Here is a 20,861-nt window from a genome sequence, read left to right as displayed (position 1 = left end):
TTAGCTACGTAACAATTGAAGAAACTGCTCCTCATCCAAAACAGTAATACCCAGGTCATTTGCTTTGTCTAATTTGGATCCAGCCTCGCTTCCAGCAACCACATAATCAGTTTTGGCTGAAACACTGCCAGTTACTTTTGCTCCGGCAGCCAACAAATTTGCTTTGGCCTCTTCCCTGCCCATAGTATTCAAGGTTCCCGTTAGCACTACTGTTTTACCAAATAAAGGATGCTCCCTACTTACTTGCTTTTTCTCAACTTTTTGCCAGTGTACCCCTAGAGCCAGTAACCGCTCAATAACTTCGCGATTATGCGGTTGGGCAAAAAAGTGAACCACGTTAAAAGCCCCAACAGGTCCCATATCTTGTAAATTCATCAATTCTTCTTCTGTTGCTTGGGAAATTCCTTCAATATCTCCGAAATGCTCTGCCAGCATCCTCGCACTGGTTTCCCCAATTTCCGGGATTCCAAGAGCATAAAGAAAACGGCTAAACGTAGTATTTTTGCTCTGCTCCAGGGCATAGACTAAATTTTTTGCTGATTTTTCCCCCATTCGCGGGAGACTGGCTAAAGTAGGAGCATCCAGAGTGTACAAATCAGGCAAATGATGGATAAGCCCTTCATCAACCAGTTGTTCAATAAGCACCGATCCAAGCCCTTCAATATACATTGCTTTACGGGAAGCAAAATGCCACATCATTCTTTTTAACTGGGCTTTGCAGAATAAACCACCAACGCAACGAGCAACAGCCTCCCCTTCCTCACGCACTACATCCGATCCACACACAGGACATGTTTCCGGTAAATGTATCTCTCTCGTATGCGGTGGACGTTGCTCCTGAACCACGGAAACCACCTCGGGAATCACATCGCCGGCGCGACGAATAATTACTTTATCGCCTATACGGATATCTTTTCGGGCAATCTCATCCATATTATGCAAAGTCGCATTACTTACAGTTACCCCGGCAACATTGACAGGCGCCAAACGGGCTACCGGAGTTAGCGCCCCAGTTCTCCCTACCTGAAAATCAACGGCTAGAAGTTCCGTCATTTCTTCCGTAGCAGGAAATTTATGGGCGCAGGCAAAGCGTGGCGCCCTCGAGATGTAACCCAGTTGTTTTTGTAACGGGATACTGTCGACCTTGTATACCACCCCGTCAACTTCAAAAGGGAGTTGATCGCGTTTGGCCAACATCTCATGATAGTAATTCAGGCAGCCTTGCATCCCCTCTTGCCGCTGAATATCGGAGGATACCCTAAATCCCAGTTTTTTAAGAAGCTGCAATTGCTCCCAATGAGTTTCAGGCAAAGTATACCCGTCACAAGCCCCTATCCCATAACAATAGATGGCTAAAGGTCTGCTGGCCGTGACCGAAGGATTGAGTTGCCGCAAACTGCCAGCAGCAGCATTCCGTGGATTGGCAAAGGTTTTTTCACCTGATTCTTTAGCCTTTTTATTGTACTCCTCAAAACCCGCTTTGGGCATGTAGACCTCACCGCGAATTTCAATAAAACGGGGTGGTGTTTTTACCCTTAAAACTAAAGGGATTGCAGGTATTGTCTTAATATTGGCAGTAATATTCTCTCCGGTACTCCCGTCGCCACGAGTTGCTGCGGTAACCAATAATCCGCCCTCATAGGTCAGATTTACAGCAAGACCATCCAATTTGGGTTCACAGGTGAAAACCAGTTGTTGAACCGGTTCATCCAGTTTCTCGGTAACTCGCTTGATAAATGCCTTTAATTCTTCTTCAGTAAATACATTCGATAAGGACAACATAGGTTGTCGATGAGTTACTGGCATAAATGCATCTGCAGGAGTGCCACTAACCCGCTGGGTCGGAGAATCAGCCGTTAATAACTCCGGGTATTTTGCTTCCAAATCCTGTAGGGCCCGAAAACAGCGGTCATATTCGACATCAGGAACTATAGGCTCATCAAGAACATAATAATGATAATCATACTGCCTTATTTTTTCTTTCAGCTCAGCAATTGTTCCTTTTATTTCATCAATGCTCATTCATCTCATCCGTATCATTTCAGGCCAAAGACTTCATTTACTTTGACCAGTTTAGGGGGAAGCAATTTTTTAAAACATTAGTTTATCACTAAAAAATATGCTATAGATACATGTCGATTCAACATGAACCGAGGCGTATAAAAATGGATTTTAAACGTATCTTGTTAATAGTGTCTTTGTTTCTATTCTCCAACTTCATCTATGCTTTTTCTCAATCTCCGGGGAATATCAATTTGGGTATTGCATTTGTTCACGGAACAAACGACCATCGCGAAGATGCAGAGGGAGGGTACTGGAAATCTGATTTTATTGAAAGTATTGCTCAATCCCTCCCTAATCCTGGTAATTACTACGTAGTTCATTGTGATTACAGTAAATATATGTGGGAAGAAGATGCAGCAGGATGCACTGCAAATCAGTTATTAGCTTTTATAGACCATAAAAAAATTAGCTCGTTAATTCTCTATACTCATTCCAATGGCGCAAATGTAATGCGCTGGATTCTCTCCAATCCGACTTATGACAGTCGTTACATGCGGTTAAAAGGTAAAATCAAGCAGATAATTGCCCTGGCGCCTTCAAGTGGAGGAACCCCACTCGCGGACATCCTTTTCAATGGCGGGGTTTTTGAAGCCAGTTTGAGTTGGTTATTGGGTTATAACGGTGATGCAGTGAAGCAACAACGGGTGGGCGACATGAGTATCTATAATGAAGAACTCTTATTCGGCACCAAAAACCGTCCGTCCTTACCTGTTCTTTTTAATGCCGTCATAGGGACTGATGTAATCGCCTCACCCTTTTCTTCCGCCAGTTATTGTAACGGTTTTTTACCCAATAGCGGCTTGAAACTTGCCAAAGTCTATCTGGATTCCTGTGCTGATGGATTTTTAAATTGCAGCTCACAAACCGCCGCAGGAACTGTTTGGTTCTATGACAAAGAAAAAACAGAAAACGAGACCACACTGAGCCACAACCAAAGCCGGCATTCCTGTTTTGGGTTAGACAAACTATTAATTTCTGCTTTAGATTTAAAAGGAGTTACGAAATGAGAACCACGCTAATTTTGTTGACTTTGTTTTGTTGCTCGCACCTCAATGCATTTTCGCTGCCGCAAATTCCGATAAAATCTTATGATTGCGATACCTGCGAGAGTTTACCTCATGAAACGTTACAGGCCAGATGGAAAATTAATGAAAATCCTTTGACTGGAACAAAGCGCAATATTCACAAAAGTTACAGCTATACAAAACAAGTAACTGCAACTCAATTGCAACAGGGGATTTCGCTGGCGATTCACTCACCAGAAGCAGTGATACGCATTATTCCATTAGAAAAAAACAAATCTGTTCCTCCTTTGGAACTCAAAACTTCTTCTGGCGATTTCATGAGCCTCAAAGAAGCCGCCTCTTTATATAGCCAGGATGAAGCGATCGATGAATCCCTGAAAATTAATTCCCGCCAAACCATGTTGCAAATTAAAAGGGAATTGGGCAAGGGGCCTTTTATAGTTAAAAGCAAACAGGCAATACCTGCAGGCGAAGCAGGTAAATATCTAATCGATGTGTTTGAGAAATACTCCTTACTTTATTTGCAAATTGAACCGTCCTCATTACAATATCGCTATGGAGATCCATTTCATGCCCTTATCACCCTGAAGGATAATGTAACCACCTATCCGGTTGAGGATATCAATGCCACATTAATAGGTCCGGATAACCAAGTCATTCCCCTGCAAATTAAGGAAGTAAAACGAAATCAATTCCAGGCCAGTGGAATTTTATCCTCAGAGGTGAATACTCACGGAGACAACTGGTATATTGCAGTGGATGTTTCCTGTGAGATTGAAGATAATCTCCCTGCCTATCGCAGCGGACGAGCCGCTTTTTCTTATTCAATCCCCTCTGCAAGTCTAGTCAGCATCATGAAAGTTTCCTCTAAACCTTTAACTTTAGCCGCGACGGTCAATGCAGCGACTGCGAGTAGGTACGCTTTACAAAGCGTTTTATACAGGAAAAATGCACAAGGTAAACCTATTCCTGTGGAAACCACCCAAATCGCGCAATGGCTCGAACCGGGAATGAATAGAATCAAATTTAGTTTTGACAATTCGGCTCATTTAGCAGAGGATCAACTCTCAGTCGGTTATTTACACCTTACCGACTATGGGCAATTAAAAGTGGTTTATCAATATGATCAACCTATTAATCTCAGTCAACTTTTGGACTAATAAATGCAATTTTTATCTTCAACCATTTCCCTAGAGGGCGTGATTTGTGTTTTAGCCCTCCAGTTCCTCTTTTTAATTTGGCTTGTGATCAAACAAAACCAACAAAAAAAACAAAGTATGCAGTTGCATGAAAAGACACTTGAAACCTTTACTTCCCAATTACATCAAATGCATCTGAATGTCAGCGAAAAAATGGCCCAGGGACAATTGATGACGCAGCAATTGATCCATGATACCGTGCAAAAGCAGATGACTGATGTCCGCGAACAAATAAATCACAGTTTTAAACAGCATGCCAGCGCCCTCACTTCGCATTTACAGTTACTCACTGAAGAAATTCGTAATCATCTTCACGTGTTGACCCAACAAGTGAACAGTAAGTTAACCGAGGGATTTGAAAAAACCTCCTCCACATTTATTGATGTAGTGAAACGGTTAACTATCATTGATGAAGCGCAGAAGAAAATCACGGAATTATCCAATCACGTAGTCAGCTTGCAAGATGTGCTGGTCGATAAAAAAGCACGCGGGGCATTTGGTGAAGTACAGCTCGCTACTTTAATTAGTAACATGATTCCCCCCAATCATTTTGAAATGCAATATACTCTTAGCAATCAAAAACGCGCTGATTGCATTTTATTCTTACCTGAGCCCACTGGTAATGTGGTCATTGATGCCAAGTTTCCTCTGGAAACATACCAACGGCTTCTATGTGCTGATGCAGGTTCGGTTGAAAAGAAATCTCTTCAACAACAATTTCGTCAAGACATTCAAAAACACATTAAAGACATTGCAGAAAAATACATTATACCGAATGAAACTACAGATGGTGCCATGATGTTTATTCCTGCGGAATCCATTTTTGCAGAAATTCATGCCAATTATCCCGATCTGATCGCCCTTTCCCAGCGCTTAAAAGTATGGCTGGTTTCACCAAGTACATTAATGGCAGTGTTAACAACTGCCAAGGCTGTGCTTAAGGATGACGCCACTCGCAAACAAGTTCACATCATCCAAAAACATCTGCAAGCACTGGCAGATGATTTCCAACGTTTTGAAAAAAGGATGGACAAACTTTCAAAACATATCAATTTAGCGCATCAAGATGTAAGTGATGTGAATACGTCGGCTAAAAAAATTACTTCCCGTTTTCAAAAAATTGAATCCGTGGATATTGAATTAGATGAGTTAGAACTGATTGAAACCGATGCCTCCATTGAATGACGCGACCCTGAGTGTGCCTACTTCGGTTACTATATAGCCAGGCTGGAATAATGTTTAGAACGAGAACTGTTTATGGCTGTTTTTAAAGACAATAACTACGTGAATCAAACGTTCACTAATTTAACCCTTGAAAAAGAACATCATGATCGCCTCAACTTTGAAAATTGTAAGTTCATACAATGCAAATTTGTTGAAGCTGTATTCAGTCATACTCGATTCACAGACTGTGATTTTACATCTTGCGATCTTTCACTGGCGAAATTTCCAGGCTGTAAATTCTCAGAGGTTTCCTTCAAAAATTCAAAACTCATTGGGATAAATTGGACGGAATTAAATTGGCCATTAATCAAACTTACAAGCCCCCTATACTTTTATAGCTGCAATTTAAGCCATTCCAGTTTTTATGGATTGGAACTCTCCAATTTGCTTATTGAAGAATGCAAAGCTCACGATATTGATTTTAGAGACGCAAATTTAAGTCATGCCAGTTTTGCAGAATCCGATTTACTGAACAGCCTGTTTCTTCATACCAATTTGAACTCTGCGAATTTTACCAATGCCATCAACTACACCATTGATCCGAATGAAAACAGGATAAAACGAGCGCGTTTTTCATTTCCTGATGTTCTAACCTTGCTCAATTATTTTGATATCATTATTGAAGGCTCCCCTCTCCATGACTAATCTGTCATTGAGGGCTCAAAAACTGCTATTTATTCCTGGATACCACTTGGCTTTCTCAGGTTATATGTAACATGCCACTCTGTCGGGAATATACTCTGCCAGTTTCAATGGAGTGGACAGACGTTTTCTTAAGCGGACAACATCATTGATTCGGACCTGGCTTAAAGCGGTTAATGCCTTTGCATCATGTTTCGCACTGATACCGGCATTACATAATCCCGTATGCCGCTGAATGCTGGCACCCACTGCCATAATTTGACAATGCGTGGAACGTAGCATTGCAAATTCTCGACCAATATTACTTGTCTGGCCTTCTTTAGACCACCAGGATTCAGTACAACGTGCCCTCCAATTATAAAACTCCAAACTCCGGGGCAAATTTTCTTCATTAAATGACGGACAAGGGTTTAATGCACGATCCGTGCGACAATACTCTTGTGCTACATGGGCAGGGATAAGCAGTTGTTTCTTTCCCACCCCATTTACCCACTGCTGTTCCCGTTGTTTCCAATCCCAGAGCCTGTATCCTTTACTGAAAAAATCTATCGCTCGAATTAATGGTTGAAAATCAAAATGAGATTCTCCTTGTATGAGGATCCCCTCTAAAGTGTAATTAATACCTTTTTGCATCACTTCATCATACTGCGCCAATAATTGCTTGCGTATTTCTTCAGCAACAGTATACCCGCCCCGGATGTATGCTGCATTTTGCAAACACCGCAACATCAAATTCAACATATGGATGTCCATAGCCCATAATGCATATTGAAAAGCTGAAATACGACAAAATTCACGTCCAGAATAATCGATAACAGCAGCACGTTTGACGAGATAATGAAGATGGGAGTACGGTGTTAATTCCAATAGCTTTTTCACCATTTCTTCGCCCCCATGAGTCACATGCAAAAGCAATTTTTCCGTGATCCTTCTGGGGTTGGCTAAAGAATAAAAAAGATTGGATACCGAAACCATTTGTGAGACATGAAGCTCAGGTTGGTTTCTTCGCGCGAAAAATAGAATTTCTTCGGTTAACTCACTTATATCAAATGCCGAATAGATAACCCTGCTTTCGCTTTCCTGTACGTTTTCAACGGCTGGATAATTTGGAGTAGCTGAAGCAGCTTTCTTTTGCTTTCTTGTGCTTTCGTCAGTGACTTTGTAAAAAGCCATCTCATTTACTCCTCATAATTATCAAAGACAGTTCCTACCCGAAGCTATTCACCTGATGGCTTAACTCCAAAGTTATTCTTTTCAAAAATAAATCTGTAATTTTAAGATGAACCGAGACTATACATAAGGTATAATCGTTAATTTTTAAATCCGATTGCTTAAGCTATGCCCATAAATACTTTACTCTATAAACCGACACAGGCGAAACAAATATGGGGTCAACTCCATGGAAGCAGCTTAGCACTAGCACTTGCTGAATATTGCCAACAAACTGCGGGGATTAAGTTATTGGTTGCACAAGATAATCTCAGTGCTAATCAATTACAAGCAGAATTGAAATTTTTTCTCAACCCTGCTTCGCCGCAAGAATTATTGTTTTTTCCGGATTGGGAAACACTTCCTTATGACCAATTCTCACCTCATCAGGACATAATATCCGAACGGTTGTATACTTTAAGCCGCATACAACAAGTAACCGATGCGATTGTCATTACATCGGCAAGCACCTTGATGCATAGACTTTGTCCACCGGAGTTTTTGAACCAATATGCTTTAATGCTGAAAGAAGGGCAAAAGCTGGACTTGGCTGCATTTCGTAATCAATTACAACAATCTGGTTATCATTGTGTGAATAAGGTCCTCGAACATGGTGAATTTGCCTTGCGCGGCTCCATTATCGATGTTTATCCAATGGGATCTGGTTTGCCTTTTCGTATTGAGCTTTTTGACGACGAAATTGAAAGTTTGCGGGAGTTTGATACCGAAACCCAACGTACAATTGAAAAAATAAAAGAAATTAATGTATTGCCTGCGCGCGAATTTCCTTTAAACGAACAAAGCCAACTCCTGTTCCGACGTTCTTTCAGAGAGCTTTTTCCGGGAAATCCCAGTCAATGCCCTATTTATGAAGCGATTAGCGAGGGGCAATTCCCCTCCGGGATTGAATATTATTTGCCTTTATTTTTTGAAAAAACCGTTACTTTTTTTGATTACCTTTCGGAAAATGCCAAAATTTGCCTGATTGAAAACATCCAGAATAATGCCGAACAATTCTGGCAAGAATTGAACGAGCGTTATGAACAAAGAAGATATGATATCAGCAGGCCTATTTTACCTCCTTCAGCATGCTTTATTAATCCAACCGAATTATTAACGAAAGCCAATGAATACGAACAACTTCGACTGTTCCAAAACCATGCGGATAAAAAGGGGGCAGTGGTTAATTTTAATATTGTGGCAGGACCACAATTACCTATAGACAGGAAAACTCAAGAGCCTTTAAGCCTGCTGCGCGAATATTGCTCCGATTTATCCCGCCGGTATTTGATAGTGGTCGAAAGTGCAGGACGGCGGGAAGTGTTGCTTGATTTGCTGAAACCAAGTGGCATCACCCCCAAAATACACTTCTCATGGCATGATTTTATAAATGATACTGCTCCAATCTGCATCAGTACGGGCGACCTCATTTCTGGGTGCGAACTCCGAGAAGGTAAGATTATTATCATTGTTGAATCTCAATTATTTGGTGAACAAAGTACCCCTCAAAGACGAGGTACCCAAAAAACAGTTGATCCCGACTTGATTATCCGTGATATGGCCGAGTTACGGGTTGGTGCGCCAGTGGTCCATCTTCAATTTGGTGTGGGACGTTATCAGGGGTTACAACATATAGAATCCAATGGATTTGCCAGTGAATTTTTAGTCCTTACCTATGCCGGCGACGACAAAATTTATGTCCCGGTAACCTCTCTTCACTTAATCAGCCGCTATACCGGTGTTGATAGTGAACATGCGCCTTTGCATAAGCTTGGCTCCGATCAATGGCAAAAAGAAAAGAAAAAAGCCGCTGAGAAAATTCACGATGTTGCTATCGAATTACTTGATCTTTATGCAAAAAGAGAAGCGCAGCCTGGACATCAGTACAAATTAGACCATAGTGAATACATTAAATTTGCCAGTGCTTTTCCATTTACAGAAACTCCTGATCAACTGCAAGCCATCGAACAAATTATAAAAGATATGGAATCTACCAGGCCCATGGATCGATTAATTTGTGGGGATGTAGGTTTTGGTAAAACCGAAGTTGCCATGCGTGCCGCATTTGTGGCGGTGCAAAATAATAAACAAGTATGCATTCTGGTGCCAACAACCTTGCTTGCAGGACAGCATTTTGAATCTTTCCGTGATCGATTTGCCGACTTCCCTATCAACATTGAATTACTTTCACGCTTTCGTTCGGGTAAAGAAACTGAAGCCGTTCTGTCTGCTTTAAAAGCAGGAACCGTGGATATAGTCATTGGAACCCACAAACTATTTCAGCGTAATATAGCTTTCAACAATCTTGGTTTGCTTATTATCGATGAAGAGCATCGTTTTGGTGTAAAACAAAAAGAGCACATCAAATCCCTGCGTACCCATGTCGATATTCTATCCATGACTGCAACTCCCATTCCCCGAACGTTGAATATGGCAATGGCAGGAATCAGGGATATCTCATTGATGACCACCCCTCCCGCCAAACGTCTGGCAATCAAAACCTTCTGGCAAGAGAGAAAAGATTCCACCATCCGGGAAGCCATTCTCAGGGAGATCCTTAGAGGCGGGCAAGTATTTTTCCTGCACAATAATGTCGAAACCATTGAGCGCGTAGGTCAAGATTTGCAAACTTTAGTACCGGAGGCAAAAATCCGTACAGCCCATGGGCAAATGCGTGAGCGTGAGTTAGAACGCGTCATGTCTGATTTTTATCATCATCGTTTCAATGTACTGGTGTGTACAACAATCATTGAAACCGGCATCGACATTCCTACCGCCAATACTATAATTATCGATCGTGCGGATAAATTTGGATTAGCGCAACTGCATCAGTTACGGGGCCGCGTGGGGCGTTCCCACCATCAAGCCTATGCATACCTCCTTTCCCCCAATGAAAAATCGTTAACTCGCGATGCGGTCAAGCGTTTGGAAGCCATTGTATCCCTTGAAGATTTGGGCGCAGGTTTCACTTTAGCTACCCATGATCTGGAAATCCGTGGTGCAGGCGAGCTTTTAGGCGAAGAGCAAAGCGGGAACATGCAGGCAATCGGATTTAATTTATTTATGGAAATGCTTGACCGCGCAGTGAATGATTTAAAAGCGGGCAAAACTCCTGAGTTATCCGCACCTATGCACCAGGGGCCTGAGATTGATCTGCGAATCAGCGCAATTATTCCTGAGGAGTACATACCCGATATCCATAATCGTCTTATTATGTATAAGAGGATTGCAAATGCGAAAAATAAAGAGCAATTGCATGACTTACAAGTGGAATTAATAGATCGGTTCGGTCTCCTACCCCAACAGGTTAAGCATTTATTATTGATTACCGAATTGAAATTAAAAGCAGAAAAGATGGGTATTCAAAAAATCAGTGCGGGTGCGCAGCAGGGGAAACTGGAGTTTTCTGAAAATCCTTCCATTGACCCGGGGGTTTTAATCCATTTAATTCAAGTTCATGCCAAGAGATACCAACTGGATGGACCTCACCGTCTACGCTTTAATCTTGACAGCACCACCTCGGAAGAACGGATTTTTGAAATTGGTGCTTTGCTTAATAAATTATCGGGGAATGATGCCAAATAACTTGGGCACCAAGCTCTAAGTTGTTCATCAAAAGAACTTTTGGATAGAATTCTTCTTATTCCGACTCTATCCAAAAGCAGCACCACTTAATTGCAGAAAATATCAAGGTAATTCCTCTCAATTTTGCTGCAGCGCCATTTAGGCAAAATCAAAATGGTAAGCAACAGAAGCCACAAACTCATTTAAAAACACATGTTTTGTTGCAAATGGCGTGATAAGGCCTGAAGTTCCATTGACCGCATCGTAATAGGTTTTGTCTGTATTTAATGTGCCCGCATCAACAAATCGATAGCCCAGACCGATACTGAATTTGTTATTGAAAAAATAATCAGCACCAACACCTGCATCCCAGGCAAAGCTCGTTACTGAGTCCCCAGAAATACGCATGTCATAAGTTACTGGATTACCAAAAAATGTATGCTGCACATTTCTTAGCGTTCCTATTTGATTGTAAGCAAAACCAATCCCCCCTTTAACATAAGGGACAAAGCCCCCCCAATTTACAGTAGGCTTTAAAATGAGATCAAAGAGGAAGGTTTGGATATTAATATCATCTGCGCTAAATTGATCTTCGAGATATAAATTAGGGTCAGTAGGTACCACTCCGTAGCTGGCATGAAGAAAATAATCATAGCCACTTCGATAATCCCATGTAAACTGAACCGCTACATTCGGGTTGTATTGATAACCAATGAATGCACCACCAAAACCCCCAATGCCGAAATCAGTATTCCAGTCAGAGTTTCCGGTTGCAGCGATACGAAGAGGTATCCCCCCCCACTTGGGCGCAAATTGCGTGTCTAAAGAAATAGAGGCCCCACCTTCAGCACCAATATAAAATTTTGATGGAGAAGGAACAACACCTCCCATAGCACCAGCAACAGCTAATCCGTTAAATCCCACACAAAGGGCTGCTATAGCAATAGCCTTCAATTCCATATTATCCATGTCTCCTATTATTTTTGAACTAAATTTTTTACAAAACAAGAGATGGAACTGGCAGCCTTAATTGAATAAAGCGGCCATTCCATAATTCTAACTTTATGAACTATAACAATATATTTCATAAATATTGAAATGGGATGCTACTACTATGAATGTTAAATAGCAAACTTCTTAAGGGCAGGCAGACAAACAAGGAATCCTGTCGCCTGCGATTACTTATGAGGGATTTTAACTTGTCCCACCTACTGTCAACGCATCTATTTTTAAAGTAGGTTGACCTACGCCAACCGGAACGGATTGTCCTTCTTTACCGCAAACTCCTATTCCCCGATCCAGTCCCAAATCATTGCCAATCATGCTGATTTTTTTCATCACATCCGGTCCATTACCAATCAAAGTTGCTCCTTTGACAGGGGCAGTAATTTTTCCATTTTCAATGAGATAGGCTTCGCTGGCAGAGAATACAAATTGGCCCGAAGTAATATCAACTTGCCCTCCACCAAAATTAACCGCATATAAGCCCCGCTGCACGGAACGAATAATTTCCTCGGGATCATGCTGTCCCGCCAGCATGTAGGTATTTGTCATTCTGGGCATGGGTACATGGGCATAAGATTCTCGACGGCAATTCCCTGTAGATTGCATGCCCATTAATTTGGCATTCAGTTTATCTTGCATGTAATTCACTAAAATACCATTCTCAATCAAAGTGGTGCATTGAGAGGGAGTTCCCTCATCATCAATTGTAATAGAACCCCGTCGGTCTTTCAGAGTACCGTCGTCCACCACTGTAACCCCAGGCGCTGCGACTTGTTGACCAATACGCCCTGAAAATGCAGATAATCCCTTACGATTAAAATCCCCTTCCAAACCATGACCTACTGCCTCATGCAATAAAACACCCGGCCAACCTGGTCCCAAAACCACAGGCATTGTTCCCGCAGGTGCAGGTTGTGCTTCAAGATTTATCAAAGCTTCGCGCACTGCTTCACGTGCATAACTTAAGGCATTCTCCTTTTCGAGAAAATAGGAGTAAGGTACGCGGCCACCCCCTCCAGAGCGGGCAGATTCCCGTTTCCCATTCTTATCTTCCACAATAACGCTCACATTAATACTTACCAATGGCCTGACATCCGCAATCATTTGCCCATGCATCCCAGCCACCATAACGACTTCATAACAACCACTTAGTGAAGCATTAACCTGGATTACACGCGGATCAATACGGCGGGCTTCTTTATCAATCGCCTCTAATAAGGCAATTTTTTCTTGTTTACTCATGCCTTCAATAGGATTTAATCCTTGATAGCGGGTTATGGCAGCGCCTTTAACATGAATGGATTGAATGGGTTTGGATCCAGTTAATGCAATAGAGCGCGCCGCATCAGCCGCTCGCAACATCGAAGGTAACAAAATGTCATCACAATAGGCAAAGCCGGTTTTATCACCACTAACTGCTCGAATGCCAACACCTCTATCTAAGGAAAAACTACCGCTTTTCACTACAGAGTCTTCCAAATACCAGGATTCGTAGCTGCAACTTTGGAAATAAAGATCTGCGTCATCAATATGGTGACTCATCATGGTTCTAAATAATTTTTCTATACCCGTTTCATCTAATGCTGCAGGAGCTAGTAAGATTTTTTTTGCTGTAGTAAGGGCTTCTGTCATTTAATAATTACCTTTCAATAAAAATAAGCACTGATATTGTGGAATAAAGAGAAAACTCTATTCTTTATAAGTTTAATACATGATGATCCAAACAGGGGAAGTTTTGACGTAATTCCTTCTGATTGTGTAAATCGATATCTGCCACTACGATTCCAGGACCCTTTTCTTTTTGGGTCAATATACGTCCCCAAGGATCAATTATCATGCTGTGGCCAAAAGTAGAACGTCCGTTTTCGTGTTGCCCCCCCTGATTTGCTGCCAAAACATAACAAAGATTTTCAATCGCACGTGCGCGTAGCAATATCTCCCAATGGGCAAGACCAGTTACCGCGGTAAACGCAGAAGGAACTGTAAACAATTGCGCACCTTCGAGCATAAGCAGTTGATAAAGTTCCGGAAAACGCAAGTCATAACAAACAGTCAATCCTATTTTGCCAATTGGAGTTTCTACCAAAGCCAGGTCATGCCCCCTTTCAATGGACATTGATTCCTGATAGGCCTCTCCTGAGGAAACTTTGACGTCAAATAAATGAATTTTATCATAGCGTGCTGCACATTTACCTTGATCATCATAAACCAAGCAACTGGCGCGAACTTTTGAACCGTTACTTTTAAGAGGAATAGTACCCGCAATGACCCACAAGCGTAATTCTTTTGCTAATCGGCTGAGCCGTTCTTGTATTGGACCAACCCCATAAACTTCACTTATCGCTAATTTATCCTGCTCATGAAGTCCCATAAAGGCAAAATTTTCAGGCAACAGCACAAGATCAGCCTCATTATCACGGGCTTGTTTCAGGAGTTGTTCCGCCTGTTGCAAATTCTCAGCTGTATTTGCCGAAGAAACCATTTGTACCAATGCTGCCCGTGCCATAATCGATCCTGGATTGAGATTTAAAAACATCCAAAATATTTCGCATAAACCGAGCGTTACGCGTTCTATTTTAATTTACTCATAATACTACTATAGTACTAGGGAACCGCAAAACAAAAATACTTTGTTTTGATCTTGAAATGTAGGAAACTAACCCATAGATATGCTAGACTTAGTATAAACATAGAGGAGCTTCAAACAATGAACCGAAATAATGTTACCGTGCTCACCCAACGTGAGTCAGTACTTTCGAGCAATAAGGTACTACGCAATACTTATCTGTTATTAGGTCTGACATTTATATTTAGTGGGTTTATGGCATTTTTATCGCTTGCAAGCGGCGCACGCCCCATGAATCCTCTTCTCATGATAGTTGGCGTTTATGGTTTAATGTTTTTGACCCAAGCATTAAGAAACAGTGTATGGGGATTAGTCAGTGTTTTTGCCTTTACCGGTTTCCTGGGGTATACCTTAGGCCCAGTCCTTAATTTTTACATAAGCAACTTTTCTAATGGACCCCAATTAATAGCCACTGCCCTTGGCGGTACCGGTATCATTTTCTTTGCATTATCCGGTTATGCCTTAACCACCAAAAAAGATTTCAGCTTCCTTGGAGGATTTCTCTTTGTGGCTATGATGGTTGTTTTATTGGCGATGATTGCGGGAATTTTCATTCAAATGCCAGCTTTACAATTAGCCATCTCAGCTGCTTTTATCCTTATTTCTTCAGGTTTAATCCTCATGCAAACCAGTGCGATTATTCATGAAGGTGAAACCAATTATATTTCCGCTACAGTTGGTCTTTTTGTATCAATTTATAACTTGTTCGTCAGCTTGCTTAATATATTAAGCGCGTTTTCAGGCCGTGACTAGTTATCGTTCTCCTCTACCTGAATCCCGGTTGTTTTTTTGCCGGGATTTTTTTTATCTAAACCTCAAGTTATAGCCAAAAGTAATATATCCTCCAGGCGTCCAAATAGTTTATTTTTTACCCCCTGGTTGAGGCCTCCTGGTTGCTCGCAACCAGGATGTTGTTCTTTATGCGCTCCCTGACTGCAAGCAGCCAGGCACAATGGGATATGTCTGGGACTATTTAGAACAGGCTTTATTCGCTTGCTGTTGCACTTCAGGAAAACCTCTAGTTTTGGTGCCAGGTAGCTTTAGCTCGAAACAGCTCAGGTAAATCATTTACAGTCTTTCTTATCTCTTGGGGAAGAGCAAACAAATCCCGCTTTTTTTGATAATAAACCCCTAAAGGAACTGGATGTTCAGGAAAAGATAAAGACGCAAGACGCATTGCTTCAGTAAAACTCCCTGCATTATGTCGGTAACTCCCCTCTTCCGCAGAGACATGGACGAATTGCTCGCCTTGTAACTGTAAGGCTTTTTCTTTCTGTGCACCAAATAGCAGGGGTTGTCCTTCTTCCAATAAGACGGTGTTTTGAGCCCGATTACTTTTTAACGCAAACTCATCAAAAGCACCATGGTTAAAAATATTACAATCCTGGTAAATTTCTACAAAAGAACAGCCTTGATGTTCCTGGGCTTTCTTTAACAGAGACCCTAAATGAACGGGATCTTTGTCAACAGCGCGTGCTACAAAACCAGCGCCGGCTGCTAAAGCCAAAGTAAGTGGATTAACTGGCTCGTTAGTTACCCCCTTGGGAGATGTTTTGGTTACTTGCCCCTTTTGTGATGTGGGTGAAAATTGTCCTTTTGTTAACCCATAAACCTGGTTATTGAATAGCAAAATATTCACATTTACATTTCGGCGCAAAATATGAAGCAAATGGTTACCACCAATGCTTAAAGCATCCCCATCTCCAGTAATTACCCAAACACACAGATCCTCACGAAGGACTTTTAATCCGGTTGCAACTGCTGTAGCCCGGCCATGAATGGTGTGGAAACCATAAGTATTCATGTAATAAGGTAATCTCCCTGCACATCCTATTCCTGAAACAAAAACATGCTGTTCCGGAGGCAATCCCAAATCAGGCAGAATTTTTTGCAGGGCCATTAAAATGGCATAATCACCGCATCCAGGACACCAACGAACTTCATTTGCATTGGCAAAATCTTCACGCTTATAGTTATTGCTCATAATTGGCTTCCACTTTTATAGTTTGCACCAGATGACTGACTGTGAAAGGCTGACCATTCGACTGGCTTATTGCTCGCGCATCGACCAAATAGGTGGCACGGATAATCTGACACAGGTGGCCTGAATTTAATTCGGCAACTAATACGGTACGGTATTTTCTTAAAATATTTCCTAAATCATCCGGCAAAGGATTTAGGTGGCGTAAATGCACATAAGCTATTGCCAATCCTTGTTCCAGACATTGTGAAACTGCAGACTTCAAGCTGCCATAAGTACTTCCCCAGCCTATTAAAAGGATTGATGCATCCACGTCACCTTCAATTGCCAAAGGGGTATATTCTCGGGCAATACCTTTAATTTTCTGCTGGCGTAAATGAACCATTTTCTGATGGTTTTCCGCATCATAGCTTACTCGGCCTTCTTCACCTTGTTTTTCCAGGCCCCCCAATTGGTGGATAAACCCAGGAGTCCCTGGTTTGTTCCAGCTGCGACTTAAAAATTCATCCCGGGTGAATGGCTTGGGAAAACGATTAAATTCAATTTGAGGAAGTTTTAAAGAGTTAACCTCTGGTATTTTCCAAGGCTCTGCAGCGTTTGCCAGATAAGCATCCAGTAAAACAATTACCGGAGTCATGTATTTGATAGCAAAACAAAATGCTTCTAAAACTGTATCAAAGCAATCTGCAGCAGATTGAGCTGCCAATACGGGTAATGGCGCTTCCCCATGACGTCCGTAGAGCGCCTGCATTAAATCACTTTGACTTGTTTTAGTTGGTAGCCCGGTTGATGCTCCTGCACGTTGTACATCAAGCAAAACTAAAGGTAATTCAGCCACTACTGCCAAACCAAGGCTTTCGCTTTTTAAATCCAGGCCTGGGCCTGATGTGGTTGTTAAAGCCAGCCTTCCGCCATATGCAGCACCAATACAGGCACAAATTGCAGCAATTTCATCTTCTGCTTGCAATAATTGCACCCCATAATCCGCTAGACGCGCGCATTCATGGAGTATTGCTGAGGAAGGAGTAATCGGGTATCCCGAAACCAGCATAGGCACTTGTGTTGAAGTAGCAAGTGCGGCAAGAGCCAAGCCTACTGCTTCAACACCTGTAATTTGCCGATATTCCCCTTTATCACGATTTACTTCACCTAACATATAGTCGCGGCGCGTGAGTTCTAAAGTCATTCCATAATTGTAACCGGCCAATAAAGCCAGTTGATTAGCCTCGGCGATTACAGGGTTGGTCTTGAATTTTTTTGCAATAAATGCTTCACACGCCGTGGTTGGTAAATCAAATAACCACAGCACCAAACCCAACACATAAAAATTTTTCGTTTTGGAAGCCTGTGGCTTGGTTAATTCAAGCGCAGATACAGCTTGCAAGGTCTGGGTAATTAAAGGGAATGAAATAATTTGATAATGCTCGGCGCAATTATCAAGAAAACTCTTATCCACCCCTGCCTTTTGCCAATCTTTCTCCTGGTAACTGTCTTCATTGATGATCAGTAAACCACCTTGGTTGAGATGTTGCAGGGAATTCTTTAATGCAGCGGGATTTAAAGCAACGAGTACATCCAGTGATTCGCCTGCAGTAAAAATAGCATGCTCAGCCATAGCCAGCTGAAAACCGGAAACGCCGCCTACTGTTCCTGCCGGGGCTCGTATTTCGGCTGGAAAATCAGGTAAAGTACGCACATCACGACCCGTTAGGGCGGCACTGATAGTGAGCTGCTCCCCTACCAACTGTACACCGTCCCCTGAATCTCCAGTAATCCGTATAACAATAACGTCAGATGTTGACATAAAGTCTTGCTTCCTGCATTAGTTGACGCATGTGTCGTACTGCCTCTTTCATACCACAAAATAAAGCTCGAGCAATAATCGCATGGCCTATGTTAAGTTCATGTAGTTCTTTTATAGCAGCTATTGGTTGTACATTATGATAATTAAGACCATGGCCAGCATTAACAATCAGGTTCAAACTGGCTGCATATTCGGCGGCCGCTTTTATCCGTTCCAATTCATGCTGTTGCTGCTCAACATGGGTCGCATCAGCATAACAACCCGTATGCAATTCAATCACTGGCGCACCAATATCGGCAGCAGCTTTAATTTGTTCGCAATCAGGATCGATAAATAAAGATACTTCACTCCCCAACGCTTGCAAACGCCTTACCGCATGTTCTACCGATTTTTGGTGTGTAAGAACATCCAGACCGCCTTCTGTAGTCAGCTCTTCACGCTTTTCTGGAACCAGACAGGAATGCTCAGGGACAATTTCTTCGGCGAAATCAAGCATGGAATCGGTCACTGCCAGTTCAAGGTTCATTCGTGTTTGTAATACTTGTTTAATCAACCGCACATCGCGAGCCTGGATATGGCGTAAATCTTCTCTCATGTGCAATGTAATCCCATCAGCGCCCGCTTCTTCTGCGTCTATTGCAGCTTGTACCGGATCGGGATAACGCGTACCTCGTGCCTGGCGTACAGTAGCTATATGATCAATATTGACACCCAATAATATTGGCTTCTTCATTCTACACCTTACTTATAAAATAAAGAGTATAAGGTTCATCCTGTATTAAACTCAAGTTGCTTAAAAATATATATTCTAATGCAGGTGACAGTAAGGGAATAACTTTTAAGTATCCTGGATTCCCTAAAACAGAAAAAGCTTGTTTATTTTGCCTCTGTAAAATACAAAGCCCTTGTCTTTATTTCGCGTCCACCCAAAAGATGATCGATTGCTTGGCGCATGATTATTTTTGCTGATTTTAAATAAGTGGGCTCACTTAAGTTATCTTGGGCCAAGGCGAGAATATGGGCGCCTGAAATTCCCTTGCTATCGGCAACAAAGCCTTCGCCCCCAATAAATTGATAATATAATTCTTCAACAATCAGTTTTTCGGTTCTTGCTTCTTGCGTTAGTGAAAAAGTATAACCGCACGCATGCAGTAAGGCCCATTCAAAACGTCGTAACAACGCTTCCATAATTAATCGTTCCCTGGCCAAAGCAAGACCATTTAAAGTAAATAAATACGAATCAAATAATACAGGGTCAGAATAGTTGGGGCTTAGGGCATAATATAGAATTTCGTTGACGTACAAGCCTGAAAAAAGGGAACTGCCAGCAAGGTGGAGTGTTGGGGAGATACCTTCAACAGTTTGGGCATAAAATCGCTCATGACGTTCCGTCAGACTTACCCATAAAGGGGTAAAGGGCTGAAGGAGGGCTTGCTTTTTAGGGGTGCGCCCTCCTTTGTAAAGGCACTGAATCAATCCTAATTCACGCGTAAAAAAACTGACTTGCGCGCTCGTATCACCAGTCCATTTCTTGTGTAAAACCCAAGCTTCTATTGTCTTAGTGGTCATAGCCTAATTGTTTTAAGATTCGCTCATCATCCGACCAGCCTGATTTTACCTTGCACCAGCACTGCAGGAATACCTTTTTGCCTAACAGTTTTTCCATATCCAACCGGGCACCAGTGGCCATTTCCTTTAATTTTTGTCCTTTATCCCCAATAATCATACGCTTATGATTGTCTTTATCCACAAGAATTAATGCATGAATACGCACAAGCGACCCTTCATCCTTAAAGGATTCAATATCTACTGTAACAGCATAAGGTAATTCCTGTCCGCAAAAGCGGAAGATTTTTTCCCGCAACAATTCAGCGCATAAAAATTTGATGGAACGATCTGTCAATTGATCATCAGGGAACAAATGAGGTCCTTCAGGTAGATAATTCTGTAATTTATTTTGCAACTCATCAACCTGAACCCCTGTTTTTGCAGATATGGGAATAATCGCCGCGAATTCAAATTTTTGGCTTATTTTCTCTATCCAGGGTAACAACTGAGTCTTATCCTCTATTTTATCTACTTTATTCACTACCAAAATACAGGGCACTTTAGCTTGTTTTATCAAGCTCAAAACGTACTCGTCTTCCTCTTGCCAATGAGTTCCATCCACTAAAAAAGCAATCACATCCACATCACGCAATACACTAATCGCTGTTTTATTCATCATACGATTCATTGCTTTCTTATTCCCCTGATGAATTCCGGGGGTATCCACATAAACGAACTGATAATCCCCCTCGGTACGAATTCCCAGAATACTGTGCCGGGTTGTTTGTGGCTTTCTTGAGGTAATGCTAACTTTTTGTTGCAAAATACAATTGAGAAGTGTTGATTTACCTACATTAGGTCGACCAACCAAAGCGATATAACCACAATAACTAATCATTAAAATAGATTCCTGTTTATTTTTAAAACATTTTATCAGTGGGACTATAAAATTTCCAGTTTATAAGTCAGT

Annotated in this window: 16 protein-coding genes; 6 read left to right on the top strand and 10 right to left on the bottom strand. The window is 41.8% G+C overall.

The annotated features are described in order from the left end of the window. A complete protein-coding gene (gene ligA / locus KYQ_RS02785; protein ID WP_019349627.1) occupies window positions 1-2,022 on the bottom strand; it encodes an NAD-dependent DNA ligase LigA in 2,022 nt (673 codons plus the stop codon). 143 nt (window positions 2,023-2,165) lie between these two features. Between ligA and KYQ_RS02780 the strand changes: the two genes are divergently transcribed. From KYQ_RS02780 to KYQ_RS02765, 4 genes are all read left to right on the top strand, one after another. Then, window positions 2,166-3,071, top strand: a complete 906-nt coding sequence (locus KYQ_RS02780; protein WP_010654074.1) for a hypothetical protein — start codon at window positions 2,166-2,168, stop codon at window positions 3,069-3,071. Beyond that, the gene (locus KYQ_RS02775) at window positions 3,068-4,249 is read left to right on the top strand and encodes a DUF4785 domain-containing protein (RefSeq protein WP_019349626.1); all 1,182 of its coding nucleotides are present in this window, start codon (window positions 3,068-3,070) and stop codon (window positions 4,247-4,249) included. Before KYQ_RS02780 ends, KYQ_RS02775 begins: the two co-directional genes overlap by 4 nt. A gap of 3 nt (window positions 4,250-4,252) precedes the next feature. Then, on the top strand, window positions 4,253-5,473 hold the full coding sequence (locus KYQ_RS02770) for a DNA recombination protein RmuC (protein WP_010654076.1): 1,221 nt from the start codon (window positions 4,253-4,255) through the stop codon (window positions 5,471-5,473). 72 nt (window positions 5,474-5,545) lie between these two features. Further along, window positions 5,546-6,157: a pentapeptide repeat-containing protein gene (locus KYQ_RS02765; protein ID WP_019349625.1), complete on the top strand. Its 612-nt coding sequence runs from the start codon at window positions 5,546-5,548 to the stop codon at window positions 6,155-6,157. A 60-nt stretch (window positions 6,158-6,217) separates the two neighbouring features. On the opposite strand, the gene KYQ_RS02760 is transcribed toward KYQ_RS02765, so the two are convergent. Then, window positions 6,218-7,327 carry a hypothetical protein gene (locus KYQ_RS02760; RefSeq protein ID WP_019349624.1) on the bottom strand — a complete coding sequence of 370 codons (1,110 nt, stop codon included), beginning with the start codon at window positions 7,325-7,327 and terminating at the stop codon, window positions 6,218-6,220. A 165-nt stretch (window positions 7,328-7,492) separates the two neighbouring features. Between KYQ_RS02760 and mfd the strand changes: the two genes are divergently transcribed. After that, a complete protein-coding gene (gene mfd / locus KYQ_RS02755; RefSeq protein ID WP_019349623.1) occupies window positions 7,493-10,948 on the top strand; it encodes a transcription-repair coupling factor in 3,456 nt (1,151 codons plus the stop codon). A gap of 138 nt (window positions 10,949-11,086) precedes the next feature. Here the strand turns inward: mfd and KYQ_RS02750 are convergent, their stop codons facing one another. The 3 genes from KYQ_RS02750 to KYQ_RS02740 all read right to left on the bottom strand — a co-directional run bounded on the left by KYQ_RS02750 (window position 11,087) and on the right by KYQ_RS02740 (window position 14,438). Continuing rightward, window positions 11,087-11,887, bottom strand: coding sequence for an outer membrane protein (locus KYQ_RS02750; RefSeq protein ID WP_010654080.1), 801 nt, complete (start codon window positions 11,885-11,887; stop codon window positions 11,087-11,089). A gap of 234 nt (window positions 11,888-12,121) precedes the next feature. Next, window positions 12,122-13,564 (bottom strand): metalloprotease TldD, encoded by a 1,443-nt coding sequence (gene tldD, locus KYQ_RS02745; protein ID WP_010654081.1) that lies wholly within the window; start codon window positions 13,562-13,564, stop codon window positions 12,122-12,124. A gap of 64 nt (window positions 13,565-13,628) precedes the next feature. Next, window positions 13,629-14,438 (bottom strand): carbon-nitrogen hydrolase family protein, encoded by an 810-nt coding sequence (locus KYQ_RS02740; protein WP_010654082.1) that lies wholly within the window; start codon window positions 14,436-14,438, stop codon window positions 13,629-13,631. 201 nt (window positions 14,439-14,639) lie between these two features. Between KYQ_RS02740 and KYQ_RS02735 the strand changes: the two genes are divergently transcribed. Then, complete coding sequence (locus KYQ_RS02735) at window positions 14,640-15,311, top strand: Bax inhibitor-1/YccA family protein (RefSeq protein WP_010654083.1); 672 nt, start codon at window positions 14,640-14,642, stop codon at window positions 15,309-15,311. Between the two features lie 265 nt (window positions 15,312-15,576). On the opposite strand, the gene KYQ_RS02730 is transcribed toward KYQ_RS02735, so the two are convergent. The 5 genes from KYQ_RS02730 to era form a co-directional block, all read right to left on the bottom strand. Continuing rightward, window positions 15,577-16,542 carry a 2-oxoacid:ferredoxin oxidoreductase subunit beta gene (locus KYQ_RS02730; protein ID WP_019349622.1) on the bottom strand — a complete coding sequence of 322 codons (966 nt, stop codon included), beginning with the start codon at window positions 16,540-16,542 and terminating at the stop codon, window positions 15,577-15,579. Further along, the gene (locus KYQ_RS02725; protein WP_010654085.1) at window positions 16,532-18,343 is read right to left on the bottom strand and encodes a 2-oxoacid:acceptor oxidoreductase subunit alpha; all 1,812 of its coding nucleotides are present in this window, start codon (window positions 18,341-18,343) and stop codon (window positions 16,532-16,534) included. Before KYQ_RS02725 ends, KYQ_RS02730 begins: the two co-directional genes overlap by 11 nt. After that, window positions 18,330-19,076, bottom strand: a complete 747-nt coding sequence (gene pdxJ, locus KYQ_RS02720; RefSeq protein WP_010654086.1) for a pyridoxine 5'-phosphate synthase — start codon at window positions 19,074-19,076, stop codon at window positions 18,330-18,332. Before pdxJ ends, KYQ_RS02725 begins: the two co-directional genes overlap by 14 nt. Before the next feature lie 143 nt (window positions 19,077-19,219). Beyond that, window positions 19,220-19,912, bottom strand: coding sequence for a DNA repair protein RecO (gene recO, locus KYQ_RS02715; protein WP_010654087.1), 693 nt, complete (start codon window positions 19,910-19,912; stop codon window positions 19,220-19,222). Further along, a complete protein-coding gene (gene era, locus KYQ_RS02710) occupies window positions 19,902-20,789 on the bottom strand; it encodes a GTPase Era (protein WP_010654088.1) in 888 nt (295 codons plus the stop codon). The genes recO and era overlap by 11 nt, the downstream gene beginning before the upstream one ends. Between the last annotated feature and the right edge of the window lie 72 nt (window positions 20,790-20,861).

Source organism: Fluoribacter dumoffii NY 23, assembly GCF_000236165.1.
Taxonomy (GTDB): domain Bacteria; phylum Pseudomonadota; class Gammaproteobacteria; order Legionellales; family Legionellaceae; genus Legionella; species Legionella dumoffii.
The sequence above is the reverse complement of the archived record's forward strand: the minus strand, read 5'-3'. Positions and strand labels throughout refer to the sequence as shown.